This window comes from Mesorhizobium sp. CO1-1-7 (assembly GCF_020164885.1).
GTDB lineage: Bacteria > Pseudomonadota > Alphaproteobacteria > Rhizobiales > Rhizobiaceae > Mesorhizobium > Mesorhizobium australicum.
This window is the reverse complement of the sequence record NZ_JAIUHA010000004.1, coordinates 204,717-222,805: the sequence shown is the minus strand read 5'-3', so window position 1 is coordinate 222,805 and position 18,089 is coordinate 204,717. Positions and strand designations below refer to the sequence as shown.

General features: G+C 64.6%; 22 protein-coding genes. 8 read left to right on the top strand and 14 right to left on the bottom strand.

Annotated elements, in window-relative coordinates:
* Positions 1-14 precede the first annotated feature (14 nt).
* The gene (locus tag LB516_RS10335; RefSeq protein ID WP_015315056.1) at positions 15-698 is read right to left on the bottom strand and encodes a response regulator transcription factor; all 684 of its coding nucleotides are present in this window, start codon (positions 696-698) and stop codon (positions 15-17) included.
* Positions 699-842: 144 nt separating this feature from the next.
* Between LB516_RS10335 and LB516_RS10330 the strand changes: the two genes are divergently transcribed.
* Complete coding sequence (locus LB516_RS10330) at positions 843-1,379, top strand: L,D-transpeptidase (protein ID WP_181173971.1); 537 nt, start codon at positions 843-845, stop codon at positions 1,377-1,379.
* Positions 1,380-1,452: 73 nt separating this feature from the next.
* On the opposite strand, the gene LB516_RS10325 is transcribed toward LB516_RS10330, so the two are convergent.
* The gene (locus tag LB516_RS10325; protein ID WP_224719475.1) at positions 1,453-1,695 is read right to left on the bottom strand and encodes a hypothetical protein; all 243 of its coding nucleotides are present in this window, start codon (positions 1,693-1,695) and stop codon (positions 1,453-1,455) included.
* A 166-nt stretch (positions 1,696-1,861) separates the two neighbouring features.
* Here LB516_RS10325 and gcvA point away from each other — a divergent pair, with 166 nt between their 5' ends.
* The gene (gcvA, locus tag LB516_RS10320; RefSeq protein ID WP_015315059.1) at positions 1,862-2,794 is read left to right on the top strand and encodes a transcriptional regulator GcvA; all 933 of its coding nucleotides are present in this window, start codon (positions 1,862-1,864) and stop codon (positions 2,792-2,794) included.
* Positions 2,795-2,798: 4 nt separating this feature from the next.
* On the opposite strand, the gene LB516_RS10315 is transcribed toward gcvA, so the two are convergent.
* The 7 genes from LB516_RS10315 to tsaD are packed head-to-tail and all read right to left on the bottom strand — an operon-like array spanning position 2,799 to position 7,577.
* The gene (locus LB516_RS10315; protein WP_140822791.1) at positions 2,799-3,542 is read right to left on the bottom strand and encodes a glycosyltransferase family 25 protein; all 744 of its coding nucleotides are present in this window, start codon (positions 3,540-3,542) and stop codon (positions 2,799-2,801) included.
* 13 nt (positions 3,543-3,555) lie between these two features.
* Positions 3,556-3,972, bottom strand: coding sequence for a DUF1761 domain-containing protein (locus LB516_RS10310; RefSeq protein WP_224719474.1), 417 nt, complete (start codon positions 3,970-3,972; stop codon positions 3,556-3,558).
* Between the two features lie 21 nt (positions 3,973-3,993).
* A complete protein-coding gene (locus LB516_RS10305; RefSeq protein ID WP_224719473.1) occupies positions 3,994-4,677 on the bottom strand; it encodes a class I SAM-dependent methyltransferase in 684 nt (227 codons plus the stop codon).
* Positions 4,674-5,099, bottom strand: coding sequence for an EVE domain-containing protein (locus LB516_RS10300; RefSeq protein WP_015315063.1), 426 nt, complete (start codon positions 5,097-5,099; stop codon positions 4,674-4,676). The genes LB516_RS10305 and LB516_RS10300 overlap by 4 nt, the downstream gene beginning before the upstream one ends.
* A gap of 39 nt (positions 5,100-5,138) precedes the next feature.
* On the bottom strand, positions 5,139-5,435 hold the full coding sequence (locus LB516_RS10295) for a YciI-like protein (RefSeq protein WP_140618378.1): 297 nt from the start codon (positions 5,433-5,435) through the stop codon (positions 5,139-5,141).
* 37 nt (positions 5,436-5,472) lie between these two features.
* Positions 5,473-6,495 (bottom strand): NAD(P)H-dependent glycerol-3-phosphate dehydrogenase, encoded by a 1,023-nt coding sequence (locus LB516_RS10290; RefSeq protein ID WP_015315065.1) that lies wholly within the window; start codon positions 6,493-6,495, stop codon positions 5,473-5,475.
* Positions 6,492-7,577 (bottom strand): tRNA (adenosine(37)-N6)-threonylcarbamoyltransferase complex transferase subunit TsaD, encoded by a 1,086-nt coding sequence (gene tsaD, locus LB516_RS10285; protein ID WP_224719588.1) that lies wholly within the window; start codon positions 7,575-7,577, stop codon positions 6,492-6,494. Before tsaD ends, LB516_RS10290 begins: the two co-directional genes overlap by 4 nt.
* A 101-nt stretch (positions 7,578-7,678) precedes the next feature.
* On the opposite strand from tsaD, the gene hemC reads away from it, so the two are divergent.
* The 6 genes from hemC (at position 7,679) to LB516_RS10255 (ending at position 13,762) form a co-directional block, all read left to right on the top strand.
* Complete coding sequence (hemC, locus tag LB516_RS10280; RefSeq protein WP_224719472.1) at positions 7,679-8,605, top strand: hydroxymethylbilane synthase; 927 nt, start codon at positions 7,679-7,681, stop codon at positions 8,603-8,605.
* Between the two features lie 2 nt (positions 8,606-8,607).
* A complete protein-coding gene (locus tag LB516_RS10275) occupies positions 8,608-9,324 on the top strand; it encodes a uroporphyrinogen-III synthase (RefSeq protein WP_224719471.1) in 717 nt (238 codons plus the stop codon).
* A 109-nt stretch (positions 9,325-9,433) separates the two neighbouring features.
* Positions 9,434-10,912 carry a COG4223 family protein gene (locus LB516_RS10270; protein ID WP_224719470.1) on the top strand — a complete coding sequence of 493 codons (1,479 nt, stop codon included), beginning with the start codon at positions 9,434-9,436 and terminating at the stop codon, positions 10,910-10,912.
* Positions 10,913-10,922: 10 nt separating this feature from the next.
* Positions 10,923-12,515 (top strand): heme biosynthesis protein HemY, encoded by a 1,593-nt coding sequence (locus tag LB516_RS10265; protein ID WP_224719469.1) that lies wholly within the window; start codon positions 10,923-10,925, stop codon positions 12,513-12,515.
* 36 nt (positions 12,516-12,551) lie between these two features.
* Positions 12,552-13,031 (top strand): TerB family tellurite resistance protein, encoded by a 480-nt coding sequence (locus tag LB516_RS10260; RefSeq protein WP_015315071.1) that lies wholly within the window; start codon positions 12,552-12,554, stop codon positions 13,029-13,031.
* A gap of 14 nt (positions 13,032-13,045) precedes the next feature.
* Positions 13,046-13,762, top strand: a complete 717-nt coding sequence (locus LB516_RS10255; protein WP_015315072.1) for a glutamine amidotransferase — start codon at positions 13,046-13,048, stop codon at positions 13,760-13,762.
* A 37-nt stretch (positions 13,763-13,799) separates the two neighbouring features.
* Here the strand turns inward: LB516_RS10255 and LB516_RS10250 are convergent, their stop codons facing one another.
* From LB516_RS10250 to LB516_RS10230, 5 genes are all read right to left on the bottom strand, one after another.
* Positions 13,800-14,069: a hypothetical protein gene (locus tag LB516_RS10250; protein ID WP_051041236.1), complete on the bottom strand. Its 270-nt coding sequence runs from the start codon at positions 14,067-14,069 to the stop codon at positions 13,800-13,802.
* Positions 14,070-14,084: 15 nt separating this feature from the next.
* Positions 14,085-15,323, bottom strand: coding sequence for an MFS transporter (locus LB516_RS10245; protein WP_015315074.1), 1,239 nt, complete (start codon positions 15,321-15,323; stop codon positions 14,085-14,087).
* Between the two features lie 158 nt (positions 15,324-15,481).
* Entirely contained in the window at positions 15,482-16,582 is a 1,101-nt protein-coding gene (locus tag LB516_RS10240; RefSeq protein WP_015315075.1) for an aminotransferase class I/II-fold pyridoxal phosphate-dependent enzyme, read from the bottom strand.
* A 125-nt stretch (positions 16,583-16,707) separates the two neighbouring features.
* Entirely contained in the window at positions 16,708-17,190 is a 483-nt protein-coding gene (locus LB516_RS10235; protein WP_224719468.1) for a MucR family transcriptional regulator, read from the bottom strand.
* A gap of 189 nt (positions 17,191-17,379) precedes the next feature.
* Positions 17,380-18,084 (bottom strand): ROK family protein, encoded by a 705-nt coding sequence (locus tag LB516_RS10230; protein WP_015315077.1) that lies wholly within the window; start codon positions 18,082-18,084, stop codon positions 17,380-17,382.
* Between the last annotated feature and the right edge of the window lie 5 nt (positions 18,085-18,089).

Sequence of the window (18,089 nt, the reverse complement as noted above, 5' to 3'; positions counted from 1 at the left end):
GAATGGTGAAATGTTTAAGGAACCAGCTTGTAGCCGCCGCTTTCTGTCACAAGAATTTCAGCATTGGAAGGATCGCGCTCGATCTTCTGGCGCAGACGGTAGACATGGGTTTCCAGGGTATGCGTGGTGACGCCGGAATTGTATCCCCACACTTCCTCCAGCAGCACGTCGCGGGTCACCACCTTCTGGTCGGCGCGATAGAGATACTTGATGATCGAGGCTTCCTTTTCCGTCAGCCGCACCTTGCCGCCGCGCTGGTCGATGAGCAGTTTCTGGCTGGGCTTGAAGGTGTAGGGGCCGACCGAGAAGGTCGCGTCCTCGCTCTGCTCATGCTGGCGCAGTTGCGCCCGGATACGGGCAAGCAGCACCGCGAAGCGGAACGGCTTGGTCACATAGTCGTTGGCGCCGGCCTCGAGACCCAGAATCGTGTCCGAATCGGTATCGTGGCCGGTCAGCATGATGATGGGCGCCTTGTAGCCGCCCTTGCGCAGGATCTTCACCGCCTCCCGGCCGTCCATGTCGGGCAGACCGACATCCATGATGAGCAGGTCGATGAGCCCGCCGCGCGCAGCGGTGACGCCTTTTGCCGCAGTCGCTTCCTGCAGCACATCGAATTCCTCGTAGAGGGACAGTTGCTCGACCAGTGTGCCGCGCAGGTCGTCATCGTCATCGACGATCAGGATGGTACGTGAGGTCATGGATCAATCCGTTGTTTTGAAAAGTGAATTCAGTTGACCGCTGCGTATTTATGCGGAAGCTGGCCGGCACAATAGCCGATCACAGTGATTTGTTCCGTGGCACGATCATACAAGAAAAAACGCGATCGCAATGCAGCCGGCGCAATTTTGGCAAAAGGGCTGCGCGTGCTGACCGTGCGGGCTCGCCCCGGCCATCCAAGCCAGGGCCTGCTGCAGGCCGGCAAAACGGTGTTTGCGTGCGCGCTGGGGCGTGGCGGCATCTCGGCCGGCAAACGCGAAGGCGACGGCGCCACGCCGCTCGCTTCGATGCGCATACTGGCGGGCTATTTCCGGGGAGATCAGTTTGCCGCCGGGCGCAGAACGCGGCTGGCGATGGCGCCGATCGGGCCGGACCTCGGCTGGTGCGAAGTGCCTGACGACCGCAACTATAACAGGCCGGTCAAGATTCCCTACGGCGCCAGCCACGAACGCATGCGGCGCGACGACCGGCTCTATGACGCCTGCCTGGTGCTCGACTGGAACATCGCGCCGCGCCGGCGCGGGCGCGGCAGCGCCATCTTCTTCCATCTGGCGCGTCCCGGCTTCACGCCGACGGAAGGTTGCGTGGCGGTGACCGCGCGCACGATGGCGCGGCTTTTGCCGCTGCTGTCGGACCGGACAGTGGTAAGGGTGGTGAGATAGGGGGATAGGGAATAGGGGAGTCTTCAGCGGCAGCAGACACGCTCAAACTGCATCATCCTATTCCCCTGCTCGCTTATCCCTTCCTGTTCCGCTGCCAGCCGATGTCGAGAAGGCCCAACCGGCCTGTCTCGCGGTCCATGGCCCGGGCGATGTCCCTGCGGCCGGCCCCGATATCGCGCAACTGGCTATCGGAGAGGTCCTCGACGTTCTGGTGAGGAAGGTTGACCGCGACCCTGGCCTGCCGCAGCCAGGTACGGGCAGCCGACAGCCAGTCTGGCCGGGCGATGTATGCAGGGCGAAGAGCGATGTGAGACATGAGGTGATCCGTATTCCCCGGAGATCAAATCCGGTTTGATGGTGTCTTTGATGCTGCAATCATGCCGTATTGAAAAACCAACGGGAAACGAGTAGTTCTTGTCTGATCATCAAGTTTAATTTGAGGATTAAGGCTCCATGAGCCGCTTCGATCAGGCCGCACGCTGATGGCAGCGCTCCTGCCGGGAACGCGGGCGCTCAGGACGCTGGAGGCGGCGGCCCGGCACCTCAATTTCACCCGCGCCGCCGACGAGCTCGGCCTGACGCCTGCCGCCGTCAGCCACCAGATCAAGGAAATCGAGGATCAGCTCGGTATCGTGCTGTTCACCCGCACCAGCCGCACCATCCGGCTGACGGAGGCGGGCACGGTGCTTTACGAGGCGGCGACCGACACGCTCGACCTGCTTGGCCGCGCCGTGATGCGGGCGCGCAAGATGGCGCGCGGCACCGAATTCCTGAAGGTGACGCTGGATGCGCAGTTCGCGGCGAAATGGCTGATGCGGCGCGTCGAGAATTTCCGCCAGCAGCGGCCGGGCATCGAACTCAGGTTCGACATCGCCTATGGCTTGCGCGATTTCGATCTCGACGACGTCGATGTCGGCATCCGCTTCGGCGCCGGCAAATATCCGGGGCTCAGCGCGCACCGCCTGTTCGACAACATCATCATTCCGGTGTGCAGTCCGGGCCTCCTGACATCGGGGCCGCCCCTGCGCGAGCCGCGCGACCTGTTCAACCACACGCTTGCCCATATCGAATGGGCCCGCCAGGGCGTGACATGGCCGAACTGGCGCATGTGGATGGCGGCGGCCGGCATCAACGATTTCGACGACAGCCGCACCGTGGTCTTCGGCACATCGACGGATGCGGTGCAGGCAGCGCTCGACGGCAATGCCGTCGCGCTCGCCGATTTCGCCATGGTGGCAAACGACCTGTCCGAGGGCCGGCTGGTGCGGCCCTTTGAGCTCAGCATCAGGGTTGCGCCGGAATACGCTTATTTCCTGGTTTATCCCCAGGCCATGGCCGACGATCCCCGCATTGTCGCCTTCCGCGAATGGATCCTCGAGGAAGTTTCCAGGACGCGGACAGCGGACAAGGTGTAGTCCCTCAGGACCGGGCGTTGTGGCCGAAGATCATGCGTCGGTATTTCTTCACGTTCCATTTCAGCTTCTTGTAGAGCAGCGGCTGCATCTTGCCGGCGACGGAAGTCTGGAACGCGCCGTTTTCGCTGCCTTGCTCGACGATCGGCCGCTCGAACCACAGCATCTCAACGCCCAGTTTTTCGTCCATCTGCTCGATCTGGTGGTCGATCACGGTGTAGATCTTGTGTTGATCGATCCAGGCACAGCGCGCTTCGGCGACCGGACGGGTGATGAGATAGGAATCCGCGCACCTGGCATGCAGTGCCGGGTAGAGCCTCTGGCCCCTGCGCAATTTCCAGCTCGGCGTGTAGTAGTTGCTGCCGTTGCCGAGATAGATGACGGCCTTGCGCATCGGGCTGCCGAGTTCGGCCAGCCCTTGCCGGAATTTGGCGACGAAGTCGCGCGCGAGGAAGACGTCATCCTCGAAGACCAGGCAATAGGGCAGGTCGGTTTCGAGGAAGTCGCGCCAGATGCCGACATGCTTCAGCGCCAGCGAGACCTGCGCCGGATGGACAAAATCGGGAGCGACCAATTCAGCACGAATCTCCGGGGTGATATCCGCACGGTCCCAGTCGGTGTAGAAGGTAACCGGCACGCCGCGCCGGTCGAACTCGCGCACGATGTGCCGGCGCCGGTCGTCATAGCCCTGCTTGACGTGGCAGATCCTGGTGAACACCAGGTCGCGGGGAAATCCGGACTCGTCCGCCATCGTCAACGCACCGTCAGCTTGCAGCGGCGCCGAACCAGCCGATCACCGCGCCGATGATCAACAGCACGCCAAGCCAGTGACCGCCGTCAATGATAGTCAGGTCCCAGCCGAAATTCTCGTAGCGATGGTTGACCGACAGCGTCGTGGCGACGAAACCCAGCCAAAGCACGAAACCGAAGATCAGTCCGGCCAGCCAGGTCGGCTCACCACCTGTCATCGCGCCGACGACCAAGGCCATGATGTAGGCCATCAGCAGTTCGGCAATGAAGGAGATGACGAAGGGCAGCGGCGATTTCTTCATCGTCGCCGGATCGAGCCTGGCGGCCTTCAGCCAGGGCTTGCTCAACACCATGTACCAGGCGGCGCCGAACAGCCAGGCCAAGACGGCGGCGGCGATCACCGCCAGCCAATTCACCGCTGAAAAATCCATGCGTTCCCCTCCTGTGCGGTTTTATGGAAACGCCTGTTCGGCGATTGCGTCAAGCAGTCGCCATACCGTGGTGCGTTTGACTTCGGCATCCTCGAGCGCCCTTGTCACCGGCACCTGATAGACGGCAAGCGGCTCCAGCCCCGATCGCGGCAGATAGGAACGGCCGGGATCGCCGACCAGAATGTCGGCGCCACGCCGTTTGAGTGTCGAAAACCACGGCATCAGCCGGTCGGCGAAGGGTTTGTCGTAGAAGACGTCGCCTGCCAGGACCACGTCCCAGCCCGCATCGGTGCCCACACAGTCCGTGCCGAGGAACCCGATGCCGACGCCGTTGGCCTCGCTGTTGAGGCGGATCGCGGTGGCGCAGAACGGGTCGATGTCGGCGGCGGTTACCTCGGCAGCGCCCGCCTTGACGGCGGCGATGGCGACGAGTCCGGAGCCCGAAGCGAAATCGAGCACGCGCTTGCCTCGGACCATATCGGGATTGTCGATGACATAGCGGGCGAGGCCCTGGCCGCCCGCCCAGGCAAACGCCCAAAAGGGCGGCGGCAGGCCGATCTCGACAAGTTCGTCCTCTGTTCGCTGCCAGAGATCATGCGCTTCGTCGGCGAGGTGAAGGCGAATTTCTGGCACATGCGGCGGCGCCATCAGCGCCGTGTTGTCGAGAATGAATTGCTTGGCGCTATCGGGTGTAAGTGCCGTCACGGCGCAGGCATCAGGCCGCCCATGCGGCAGACTTCCTTCCATTCGGCCGGGGTCACCGGCTGCACGGAAAGCCGTCCGAGCCGCACCAGCGCCATCTCGGCCAGTTTCGGATTGGCTTTGACTTCTTCCAGCGTCGGCGGGTTCGGCATGTCCCTGACGGCGCGGATGTCGACACACTCCCAGCGCGGATCATCCGACGTGGTGTCGGGATGGGCCAGCGCGCAGACCTCGGCAATGCCGACCACGTTCAGCCCGTCGTTGGAATGGTAGAAGAAGCCGAGATCGCCGACCTGCATGGCCTTCATGTTGTTGCGGGCGGCGTAGTTGCGCACGCCGTCCCATTGGGTGCCGGCCTTGCCCTTGGCCTTCAACGCCTCGAAGGAGAAAACCGAGGGTTCGGATTTGAACAGCCAGTAGTTCATTTTCTCTCCTCCTTGCGGCCCAGTCGCGGGCGCCGCGAATTAACTAGCCGCCGGCTTGTTGAACGTCCAGTTCCACTGGCGGATTTCGACGCTTTCGAACAGGCCGGCCTTGGCATAGGGGTCGGCGGCCGACAGAGCCTGCGCGCTGGCCAGATCAGGCGCCTCGACCACCACGAGGCTGCCATTGGGCTTGCCGTCGGCGTCGAGGAACGGACCGGCAAAGGCCAATTTCTTGTCGCCATTCAGCCCTTCGAGAAAGGCGACATGCTCGGGCCGCGTGTCGAGGCGCACCTGCAGGCTTCCGGGCTTGTCCTTGCAGATCAGAGCAAACAGCATGGTCTTTCTCCTGGGTGGTTGGATCAGAGTGTGGGGATCAATCGTTGGTTTCGGTCTTCAGCGGCCGGGTCATCAGCGCCGTCACGGCCTGCCCGATGGTGATGGTGCCGTCCAGTATGGCGGCGACCGCGGCTATGATCGGCGCATCGATTTCGCGCTCGGCGGCGATGCGGGCGGCGATCGCCGCGGTCGGCACGCCTTCGGCCAGCGGCAATCCGGAAAGTGCCTTGCCCTGTCCGAGCGCCAGCCCATAGGCGAAATTGCGCGACTGCGCCGACGAGCAGGTAAGCAGCAGGTCGCCAAGCCCGGAAAGCCCCATCAGGGTCTCGGGCCTGGCGCCGAAGGCGGCACCGATGCGGCGCAGTTCGACAAAGCCGCGCGTCACCATGGCCGCCTGTGCGCTGGCGCCGAGCCCGGCCCCGGTGACAGCGCCGGCGGCGATGGCGAAGACGTTCTTCAAGGCGCCGCCGATCTCGACGCCGATCAAGTCGTCGCTCGAATAGCAGCGCAGGTTTTCAGCCGAAAATCGGGCGGCAAGGTTGGCGGCAAGCGCCTCGTCGCCGGCGGCCACCACCACCGCCGTCGGCAGGCCGCGGGCGACATCGCTGGCAAAGCTCGGCCCTGACAGCGCTGCGACCGGGTTTGGCGGCAAGATTTCCGCAGCGATTGCCGACAGCAAGGCGCCGGTGTCGCGCTCGATGCCCTTGGCGCAGAGCACGAGCGGAATGCCGGCCGGCATATGATCCCTGGCGGCGGCCAGCGTGGCCCGCAACGCCTGAGCCGGCGTCACCGTCAGCACGCAATCGGCCCCAGTGAGGGCTGCCTCCATGTCGCTCGTCGCCTTGATGCCGGGCGCGATGGCGATGCCCGGGAGATAGCGTGGGTTCTCGCCCCGGCCGATCGCAGCCACGGTTTCAGGGTCACGCGCGAACAGCCGCACCGTATGGCCGGCGCGCAGCATGGCCAGCGCCAGCGCCGTGCCCCAGGCGCCGCCGCCGAGCACGGCGACATGCCAGCCGCTTTTGCCCGGACCCCCACCCTTCATGGCTCGATCGGTCATGCCTTGGCTCCGCGACGGCCGGAGCCGACCATTGGCGCCGAGACGCTGTCCAGCGGCCAGCGCGAGCGCGGCACGAAATCGAAGCCGTTATCCTGCGCCATGCCTTCTCGCAGGCGTTCGATACCGGCCCAGGCAATCATCGCCGCGTTGTCGGTGCAAAGCTTCAGTGGTGGCGCGACGAAGCTGAAACCGGCGTCAGTGCAAAGCCGCTCCAGCGTTGTCTTGACCGTGCGGTTGGCGGCGACGCCGCCGGCGACGACCAGCGCCGGGTTTTTCGTGCCAGGGAATGTTTCGCGAAAGCGTTCCAGCGCGCGAGAAACACGGTCGGCGAGCGCATCGGCGACGGCCGCCTGGAACGAGGCGCAGATGTCGGCGACATCCTGGTCGCTCAAGGGCTCGATCGCTGTCGCCGCCTGACGCACCGCGGTCTTCAGGCCGGAGAAGGAGAAATCGGGCTGCGCCGAGCCTTTCATCGGCCGCGGGAAGGCAAAACGCGAGGCATTGCCCGACAGCGCTGCCTTCTCGACATTGGGACCGCCGGGATAGGGCAGACCGAGCATCTTGGCGGTCTTGTCGAAGGCTTCGCCGAGCGCGTCATCGATGGTGGTGGCCCAGCGCTGGTAGTCGCCAACGCCGCGCACGGCCAGAATCTGCGTATGGCCGCCGGAGACCAGCAGCAAGAGATAAGGGAATTCGAGCCCGTCGGTCAGCCGCGCCGTCAAGGCATGGCCTTCGAGGTGATTGACGGCGATCAGCGGCTTGCCGGCCGCCGCGGCGATCGCCTTGGCCGTCATCAACCCGACGATCAGTCCGCCGACGAGGCCTGGTCCGGCGGTCGCGGCGATCGCATCGAGCTCGGCCAGCGCCACGCCCGCATCGGCGAGTGCGGCCTCGATAATGCCGTCCAGTGCCTCGACGTGGGCGCGCGCGGCGATCTCCGGCACGACGCCGCCGAAGGCGGCATGTTCCTCGATCTGGGAGAGCACGATGTTGGACATGATTTTCGGCGCGGCATCGCCCTCCAGCGCCACGACGCTGGCGGCGGTCTCATCGCAACTCGTCTCAATGCCCAGAACGCGGATCAATTCGTCGCTGTCTCCAGAGATTGTATGTCAGGGCGTTCCTCGTTAGGAGAGTGCCCGGAAACGCAAAGCCAGCCGGGGGTTATCACGGACCGCGCGCCATGCAAACAATCTTGAAAATCGGAACACGCGGCAGCCCGCTGGCATTGGCGCAGGCGCATGAAACACAGGCGCGGCTGATGGCCGCGCACGGCATGCCGGCGGAGGCGTTCGAGGTCGTCGTCATCTCGACCAGCGGCGACCGCATCCAGGATCGGCCGCTGTCGGAGGCTGGCGGCAAAGGCCTGTTCACCAAGGAAATCGAGGAAGCCCTGCTCGCCGGCGCGATCGACATCGCCGTGCATTCGTCAAAGGACATGCCGACGCAATTGCCGCCCGGCCTGGAACTCTCCGCCTTCCTGCCGCGCGAGGATGCGCGCGATGCCTTTGTGGGCAGGGCGGCGAAGACGATCGCGGAACTGCCGCAAGGGGCGAAAGTCGGCTCCTCGTCGCTGCGGCGGCAGGCGTTGATCCGCCGCATGCGGCCGGACCTCGACGTGGTGATGTTCCGCGGCAATGTGCAGACGCGGCTGCGCAAGCTGGACGAAGAAGTCGCGAGCGGCACCATCCTTGCCTATGCCGGCCTGAAGCGGCTGGGCCTGGAAGATGTTGCCACCGATTTGATGCCGCTGGACAGCTTCCCGCCGGCACCAGGCCAGGGTGCGATCGGCATCGAGACACGGATCGGCGACCGCGATGTCGAGAAGATGCTGGTGGCGATCCACGATGTGGCGACAGGGCAGGCACTCGCCTGCGAGCGCGCTTTCCTGGCGGCGCTCGATGGCTCCTGCCGCACGCCTATCGCCGGCTATGCCGCGATCGAGGCCGGAAAGCTCTCTTTCGCCGGGCTGATCATCTCGCCCGACGGCACGCAGTCGCACGCGGTCGAGCTACAAGGGCTGGCACAGGACGCCGCCCGCATCGGTGATGAAGCGGCGCGGACGGCGCGTGCCAAGGCCGGCGAAAAGTTCTTCCACGGCTGGCTCTGAAGATGCTCCGCGTGCTGGTCACCAGACCGGAGCCGGGTGCGTCGCGCACCGCGCGAAAGCTGGAGGAGATGGGTTTTGAGCCTCTTCTTCTGCCCTTGACGGAGACGATGGCGTTGCCGGTCGATGCCAAGGCGATTCCGGAAGACGTGGCAGCCGTCGCCATCACCAGCGCTAATGCGGTGCGCCATGCCCCCAGAGATCTGATTGCGGTGCTGTCCAATCTGCCTTGTCATGCTGTCGGCAGGAGGACCGCGGAGGCCGCGCGCAAAGCCGGCTTTCTCTCGGTCAATGAGGGACCCGGCGATGCCGAGGCGCTGGCCGACGGCATGGCAATCGCGTTTTCCGGCAAAACAATCGTCTATCTCTGCGGGCGCGTGCGATTTCCCGCCTTCGAGCAGAAGCTGGAAGCAGCTCACGCCCAGGCCCATGCCGTCGAGACTTATGACACGCTTGCGGTGAGCTATTCGGACGAAGAGATTCTTCCTCTGATATCCGGCCAATCCGTCGATGCGGTGCTGCTCTATTCGGCCATGGCCGCTGCCGAAATGCAGACACTGGCCAGGCGACCTGCCCTGCGGCAGGCCTTTGAAAAGACCCGTTTTTTCGCTCTTTCCGCGCGCATTGCCGCCGCTTTCCGCGACGGCACCGGCAAAGCAATGCACGTTGCCGCGCGGCCCGACGAGGAGGCGCTGCTGGCACATTTGCGGGCACGGCCCTGACCGGCGTCATCACACCGCCCCTTTTCACCGCTTGGTGATGTGCTAGACCCTTTCTGAACCATCACGCGCCGCCAGGCGTTGAGACGAAGCGAATTTGCGGAGCCCCTGCATGGTCAAGACGCCGAAGATGCGACACTCGAAAGGCCGCCGCGAGCCGGTGACCATCGATCTCGATCCGGGCGCCGTCTCACGCATCGTCGACGAGGATGCCGCCAAGAATACCGCCCAGACCGACGAGGCGAAGGCCGAGGAAGCGGCGAACGCCTCGCGGCCAGAGCCGCCGGACGAGCCGGTACATGCCGATCAGGCGGATCTCGAACCTTGGGAACATGGCGATGCCGCCGCCGGGCAGCCTGGCACCGACGCGTCACCGCAAGCCGAGGCCAAATCCACTGAGCCGGAAATGCCTTACCCCGGTTCGGATACAGCCCCCAACCGCGCCAAGGCTTCCGACTACAATTTTGAGGATGCAACCGCCAAAACCGCGGAGACCAAGGCGGCTTCCGGTAAAACCGACGCAAGGAGCGAACCGATGGCCACGCAGCCGAAGCGGGGCGGCCTCAATGGCATCGCCGCCGGCATCATCGGTGGTGTCATCGCCCTGGTCGGCGCCGGTGGCCTGCAATTTGCCGGCCTGCTCGGTGCGCCGGGTGCCGCTCCCGGTGTTTCGCTCGACGGCGTCAATGGCGAGATCGCCTCGTTGAAGAGCGAAATCGCGGATATGAGGGAAGCTGGCGGCAGCGGCGGTGCATCGGCCAAGGTCGACGGCCTGTCGTCGGCGCTGGATCAGGTCAAGAGCGATGTCGCGGCGCTGAAATCAGCGGTCGAACAGGGTGGCGCGGGCGACAATGCCGGGCTTGCCGCGCTGGGCGACAAAGTCAAGCAGATCGAAACCACGGTGGCGGCCCTCGGCAAGGCCGGCAGCGCGGCGCCTGTCGATCTCGGCCCGCTCAACGAAAAGCTGGCGGGTCTCGATGCGCTGGTGAAGTCGACGGGCGAGGCGGCGAAGGCACAGGAAGGCCGTCTCTCCGCGCTGGAGCAGTCGGTGTCGCAGCTTTCCGGCAAGGTCGATGCGCAGGCGTCGCAGCCAAAGATCGCACTCGCCATCGCGGCCTCGGCGCTGAAGGCGGCGCTCGACCGCGGCGCGCCGTTTTCAGCCGAACTCGATACGCTGGCCGCGATTTCGCCTAATGCACCTGAACTCGCGACCTTGCGGCCCTATGCCGAAAAGGGCGTGCCGACCCGTACCGAGATCGCATCGCAGATGGATGCCGCCGCCAATGCCATGGTCGCCGCCGCGACGCCGGTCGATCAGAATGCCGGCTTCCTTCAGAACCTGATGTCGAGCGCTGAATCGCTGGTCAAGGTCCGGCCGATCGGTGCCGTCGAAGGCCCCGGCGCACCGGAAACCGTGGCGCGCATGGAGGTTGCGGTCACGCAGGGCGACTATGCCAAGGCACTCAGCGAATATGACACGCTGCCGGAAGCCGCGAAGGCCGCGGGCGCCGATTTTGCCGGCAAACTGAAGGCGCGCATCGAGGTCGAAACCCAGGTCGACGCGCTGATCTCCGGCGCGATGAAGGCATGAGGGCAACACGATGATCCGCCTGCTCGCCTTCCTCATCGTCGTCTTCGCGCTCGGGCTGGGCTTTGCCTGGCTGGCTGATCGGCCGGGCGACATGGTCGTTGCCTTCAACGGCTATCAGTACCAGGTGAGCCTCATGGTGGCGGCGGTTGCCGTCGTCGCTGTCGTCGCTGCGGTGATGATTGTCTGGTGGCTCATCAAGTCGCTGTGGAACAGTCCCTACACCATCTCGCGCTATTTTCGCGTGCGCCGCCGCGACCGTGGCTATCAGGCGCTGTCGACCGGCATGATCGCCGCCGGCGCCGGCGACGGGGCGCTCGCCCGCAAGAAGACCAAGGAAGCAGCCAAGCTGATCCGCTCCGACCAGGAGCCGCTGATCCATCTGCTCGAGGCACAGGCATCGCTGCTCGAAGGCGACCATGAAGGCGCGCGCCAAAAATTCGAGAGCATGCTCGACGATCCCGAGATGCGGCTGCTTGGCCTGCGTGGGCTTTACCTGGAAGCCGAACGCCTGGGCGACCGCAACGCCGCCCGGCACTATGCCGGCCGTGCCGCCGCAGTGGCGCCGCAACTGGCCTGGGCGGCGGAATCGACGTTGGAGGAGCTGACCGCGCGCGGCGACTGGGACGGCGCGCTGAAACTGGTCGACGCGCAGAAGTCGACGCGGCAGATCGAGCGTGACGCCGCCAACCGCCGCCGCGCGGTGCTGTTGACCGCCAAGGCGCAGTCGCTCGCCGACAGCGATCCCGCTTCTGCCAGGACAGCGGCGATCGAGGCCAACAGATTGGAGCCGGATTTTGCCCCCGCCGCCGTTGCCGCCGCCGCGGCGCTGTTCAGGCAGAACGACGTGCGCAAGGGTTCGAGGATCCTCGAAGCAGCGTGGAAGGCCGACCCGCATCCCGAGATTGCCGAGCTCTACACCCATGCGAGGCCGGGTGACGCCGTGCTCGATCGGCTCAACCGGGCAAAGAAGCTGCAGGAGATGAAGAAGAACCACGCTGAATCGTCAATGACGGTGGCGCGTGCCGCGCTCGACGCGCAGGATTTTTCAACCGCCCGCCGCGAGGCGGAGGCCGCGATCCGGATGGACCGACGCGAGGGCGCCTATCTGCTGCTCGCCGACATCGAGGAGGCCGAGACCGGTGACCAGGGCAAGGTGCGGCAGCTGCTGTCCAAGGCGGTGCGAGCCCCGCGCGATCCGGCCTGGGTCGCCGACGGCGTCATCTCCGAGCGCTGGGCGCCGGTCTCGCCGGTCACCGGCCGGCTCGACGCCTTCGAGTGGCGCGCGCCGATGGAGCGGCTTGGCCGTCTGATCGACAGCCACGATGAGCCGGACGCCCCGGCAGTGGCCATCGAGGCGCCGGGCAGGCCGGAAAGGCCGGTCGAGGTGATCGATCACGCCGCACCGGGCGACGAGGCGACGCGCAAGGACGCCGAAAGCCGCGAGGATCATGTCACACCGGTCACGGCCGCCGCCTTTGCCGCGGTGCCAGCCGACGCCGAGGCGGTCGAGCCGGCGGAAGAACTGGCGCGGCTGCCGGACGATCCAGGCGTCGATCCGGACGACGAGGCGGAAAAGTCGACACGCCGGTTCCGGCTGTTTTGATTTGGGCAGGCCGTTGGGCCGTTTGGGAATGAATTGATGTTCGAGCGCGTTCTGTCGTTTCTCAGGGATTTGCCGGCTGGCTCCGGCAGCCATGCCAGCACGGACGATCCGCGCGTCGCGGCCTCGGCGCTGCTCTATCACGTGATGAATGCCGACGGCGTGCGCCAGGATGTCGAATGGGAGCGGTTCAAGGCGGTGCTGGCGCAAAGCTATTCGATCAGCGGCGCCGAACTCGAAGCACTCGCCGCCGCCGGCGAGCGGGCCGACAACGAGGCAATCGACCTCTACGCCTTCACCAGCGTGCTCAAGCGCCACCTCGACGCGGAGGGGCGCAAGGCGTTCATCGGCCTGATGTGGGAGATCGTTTATGCCGATGGCGAGCTGCATGAGCTGGAGGACAACACGGTGTGGCGTGTCGCCGAGCTGATCGGCGTCGAACGCCACGACCGCGTCGAGGCGCGCCGCAAGGCGGCGGCGCACGCTCCGGGCGCCACTGGAACATCCTCGGACGAATAGGATTTTCGCCGTCCATGCCGCGCCAGACGAGGTCGAAACCAAAAGTCCTGATCGTGCTGCATCAGGAGAATTCGAGCCCCGGGCGCGTCGGCCACATGCTGCTCGAAGAGGGCTTCGATCTCGACATCCGCCGCCCGCCGCTCGGCGACGCCTTGCCGGAAACGCTGGATGGCCACGCCGGCACAGTCGTCTTCGGCGGTCCGATGAGCGCCAATGACGAAGACGAGTTCGTTCGTCGCGAGACCAACTGGCTGCAGATTCCACTCAGGGAGAACCGGCCACTGCTCGGCATCTGTCTTGGGGCGCAGATGCTGGCCAATCATCTCGGCGGCAAGGTCGAGGGCCATGGCGAAGGGCTGGTCGAGATCGGCTGGTATCCCCTGAAAGCGACCGAGGCCGGCAAGAAACTGATGCACTGGCCAGAGATGGTCTACCAGTTCCATCGTGAAGGCTTTTCGCTGCCGAGCGACGCGACGCTGCTGGCCACGAACGAGACCTATCCCAACCAGGCCTTCCGCTATGGCGATAATGCCTGGGGCATCCAGTTCCACGGCGAACTGACCCGAGTGATGATGCAGCGCTGGGTGGTGCGCGGCGCCCACCGCTTCGAGCTGCCCGGTGCGCAGCCCGGCCGCGACCATCTCGGCGGCCGGCTGATCTGGGACATGCATTTGAAGCGCTGGCTCGACGAGTTTTTGCGCACGATTTTTGGCGAGCCTGTGGCGCGGTAGTGCCGGGCCGGTGCTCTGAACCGCCGACGCCTAAAAACTAGTCCGAAAACGTTACGCTCACGCCGCGCTGCCGAAAATAAGCCTGCATCAACTTGCGGCCCGAGCGGTTGCTCTGCGCCAATTTGGCAGGATCGAACACCGCCTGTTTTATCCCCTCTCGCGCCAGCGCTGCCTTGAGCGTCGCGATATGGGCGTCGATGTCGGCATTGTCCGCCCTGAGCGACGCGTAGATATTTTCGGTCGCTTCGGCCACGGTCGGTTCGCTCACTTGTGTTGTCCTTTGGTTGGTTCGGCGGCGGCTTAGCATAGATTCGCTGCCCCGTCAGTTTCGTCCTTTGAGGTGCCTCACCTTGCGCAGCGCCGGGAACAGATAGGCCCACAGGCCGGCAACCGCGACGGCGCCGATGCCGCCGATGACCACCGCCGGAACCGTGCCGATCAGCGCCGCCATGGTGCCGGCGCGAAATTCGCCGACCTCGTTGGAGGCACCGACGAAGACCTGGTTGACGGCGTTGACGCGGCCGCGCACCTCGTCGGGCGTCCACAGCTGGATCAGCGTCTCCCTGATGTAGACACTGAACATGTCGGTGGCTCCGAGCAGGGCAAGTGCCACAATCGAGAGCCAGGTGAGCGTCGACAGGCCGAACAGCACGGTGCAGGCGCCGAACGCCGCCACGAAGCTCAGCATGATCTTGCCGGCACGGTCGCGGATCGGATGGCCCGCAAGCCAGACGGCGACGCAGATGGCGCCGATCCCAGGCGCCGAACGCAGCAGGCCGAGGCCCCAGGGGCCAAGTTGGAGGATGTCACGCGCATAGACCGGCAGCAGCGCCGAGGCGCCGGACAGAAGCACGGCGAAGAGGTCGAGCGAGATGGCGCCAAGCACGATCTTCTCGCTCCAGATGTAGCGGAAGCCGGCAAACAGCGTCTCCATTGTCGGCTTGTCGGTGGCGGTCTGTTGCGCGGGCTTGGGAATGGTGAAGATCAGCAACGCGGCGGCGAGCATCAGGACTGCGGCCGTCGCATAGGCCACTTCCGCCGACACGCCATAGAGCAAGCCGCCGGCGACCGGGCCGACAATCGTCGCGGTCTGCCAGGCGGAGGAGTTCCAGGCGATGGCATTGGCGAAATCGCGCTGCGGCACGAGATTGGCGAACAGGGAGGACGAAGCCGGCCCGTAGAAGGCGCGGGCAATGCCGAACATGACCAGCACGGCGAAGATCGGGAGCGGGGTTGTAAGGCCGCGCAGGGTCAAAAACAGCAGAGCCAGCGCGCAGGCGCCTTCGACCAAGGTCGCCAAGGTCATGATGAGCCGGCGGCCGAAACGGTCGGCGACGACACCTGTAACCAGCACCAGAAGCAGCGACGGCAGGAACTGGACGATGCCGACAATGCCAAGATCGAACGGATCGCGCGTCAGATCATAGACCTGCCAGCCGACGGCCACCGAAACGATCATGGTCGCGAAAGTGGTGAGAAAGCGCGCCGTCCAGTAGCTGAGGAAGGCTCTGTGCCGGAAAGCGGCATAGCGCTGCTCCGGCAAGGTTTGTTCTGGTATCATGAAGTGAGGCCCCGTTGCGGTGGGCATCGGCTCGCGGGGCACTTCCCGAATGGGCGCTGTTCGACCAATGGAACTTGGTAAAGTTCGGGGCGGATATGCTTTAAAATCAGATCCGGATCAAGGGACTTTCGATCCGCACCACCGATAGCACGCGGAAGTTACTGCCGCAGCGCAGCTGAAATCGCGTCCAGCCCGCCTTTCAACTCGGCCTCCCTCGGCCAGCCGAAGCCGACGCGGAAGAAGCGCTTTTCCATTTCGAACCAGTGGCCGGGCCCGACATAGGTGCCGTGATCTTCCAGCAGCCTGACATAGAAGCGATCGAGGTCGAAGCCGGGTTCGACATCGAGGCGCGGGAAACCGACGACACCGCCTTCGGGCCGCACCCAGTCGACCAGCGGCTCGCGGTCGATCCAGGCCTGGACGATGTCCCGGCGCCTGGCCATTTCGGGCTGCAGCTTTGCCAGGAAAGCGTCCCGGCCTTCCAGCATGCCGCGCGCTATGCCTTCGTCGATGACGCTGCCGCAGATGCCGATCTGCTCCTTGGCGGCCAGAAATGTCTCCTGAAGGGCCGCATCCCTGGTGATCAGCCAGCCGATGCGGATGCCGGGAATGCCGAAGGCTTTCGACAGCGACGAGACGCTGATGGCTTTTTTGCTCAGCGAGGCCGCCAAAGGCAGGCGCCTGCCATAGGAGAGATCGCGATAGGTTTCGTCGACCAGCAGATAGCAGCCGCTGGTCTCGGCGAGCGCGACCAGCGCGTCCAATTCGGCACGGCTCATCATGGTGCCGGTCGGATTGTGCGGGCAAGTAACGCTGATCAGCTTCGTGTTCGGCCGCATCGCGGCCCTGACGCGCTCGACGTCGATGGCGAAGCCTTCGTCGAAGGCGAGGTCGACAAAGCTGATGGCGCAGCCGATCGCCCGCGGCGTTTCGATGTTGGTGGCGTAGTTGGGCCTGATGACGACGAGGTGATCGCTGGCGGAGAGCAGCGAGGTGGAGATGATGAACAACGCGCCGGCCGCACCGGCCGTGACCAGCACATCGTCGGGCGCGATGCCGGCATCCTGCGCGGCGATCAGCGCGCGCAATTCCTTGTCGCCGCGATGCTCGCCATAGAAGAGGGTCAGATCAGGCAGCGAGAGGCCGATGTCGGAGAGTTTCTGATCGGCGATCGAACTTTCGGAGAGGTTGTAACGGATGCGGTCGTAACCGTACTCCTCCGGCGCTTCTCTCTCGATCACCATCCTGGTGTAATTCATGGCTTCCCCCAGATCGTCTTGTCCCAGGGTATCCAAGCCACAAAAGCACGAAGCCTGCCAAGGCGAATTCGCCGGCAGGCTTCTATTCCAGTCGTCCTAACAATTGGCTCAGCGTCCAAATCGCCTCAGGCCGAGACTTTGGCCTTTCGGCCCTTGCCTTTGACGGCGGCGACCACGGCGGCCTTGCGGCCGAGGCCGATCGACTTCGCCAGTTCGGAGCGCGAAGCCGCGTAGTTGGGGGCAACCATCGGATAGTCGGAAGGCAGGCCCCATTTGGCGCGATAGGCGTCCGGCGTCAGGCCGAAATGCACGCCGAGATGACGCTTCAGCGATTTGAATTTCTTGCCGTCCTCGAGGCAGATGATGAAATCCGGCGTCACCGACTTCTTCGGGTTGACGGCCGGGACCAGCGGTGCCGCCACCGGGGCGACCGGCTGGCCGAGCCCGCTGATCGAGGCGCTGACGCTGGCGATCAGCTCGGGAAGGCCGGACGCAGGCAGGCGATTCTTCTCGACATAGGCCGATACGATATGGGCCGTCAGCTCGAGAAGGTCGAGTGTCTTGCTGGGGTGGCTGTTTTCGTCGGTCAATCTATTTCCTCCATCCATGGCGCATAACCTCGAAAATGGGGCCGTTTTCAAAAAGGATGATGCGCAAAATTAAAGTGGGTCGTCTTCGTGTGTCGCGCGCGACGCGATGTAGTGAGGCTGACTTCCTAGTCGGCAAATCTGCACAATGCAATCTATCGCCGGGACATAACACGGCATTTTGAACAACTATACTAAGTTGTAACAATATCAGACGATCAGGGCCTTGTCGCGCCACAGACGAAATCCGCCTTCAAAGGCGCGTGTGTTGTCACCGCGCCTGGAGTCGGGGGGCAATTCGTCCAGCTTGTCGACATTGCCGCCGCCGATGACGACATAGTCTGGCTGCAGGGCGGCGCGCAGCCGGTTGACGACGTCGAAGACATGACCGCGCCACTTCTTCTTGCCGCGCTTTACGAGGCCACGTTCACCGACATAGTCCTCGAAACTCTGGCCTTTTCTGTAGGGAAGGTGGGCGAGTTCCATCGGCTGGCCGACATTGTCGAGGACCATCGCGGCACCGAGGCCGGTTCCGAGGCCGAGGAACAGCATGCGCCCGCCCTCATAGCTGCCGAGGGCCTGCATCAGCGCGTCATTGACCACCTTGACCGGCTTGCCGAACTCAGCGGTGAAATCGAAGCCGGCCCAGCCCTTGCCGAGATTCATGGGATCGAGCACCGGCTTGTTTTGACGCACGGGGCCCGGATAGCCCATCGAAATGACGTCATAGGACAGGCCGTCGGCGAGCTTCTTCACCTTGTCGATCATCTGCCTTGGCGTCAGGTCAGGCCCGGAATCGGTGCGGCGCTCGGTGCCACCGTCGCTGGTCAGGATCTTGACGTGCGACCCGCCAATATCGATCGAAAGGACTACCTGCCCGGTGTCCGACGCAGCCTTCTTAACCACCTTGGCCATCTCGT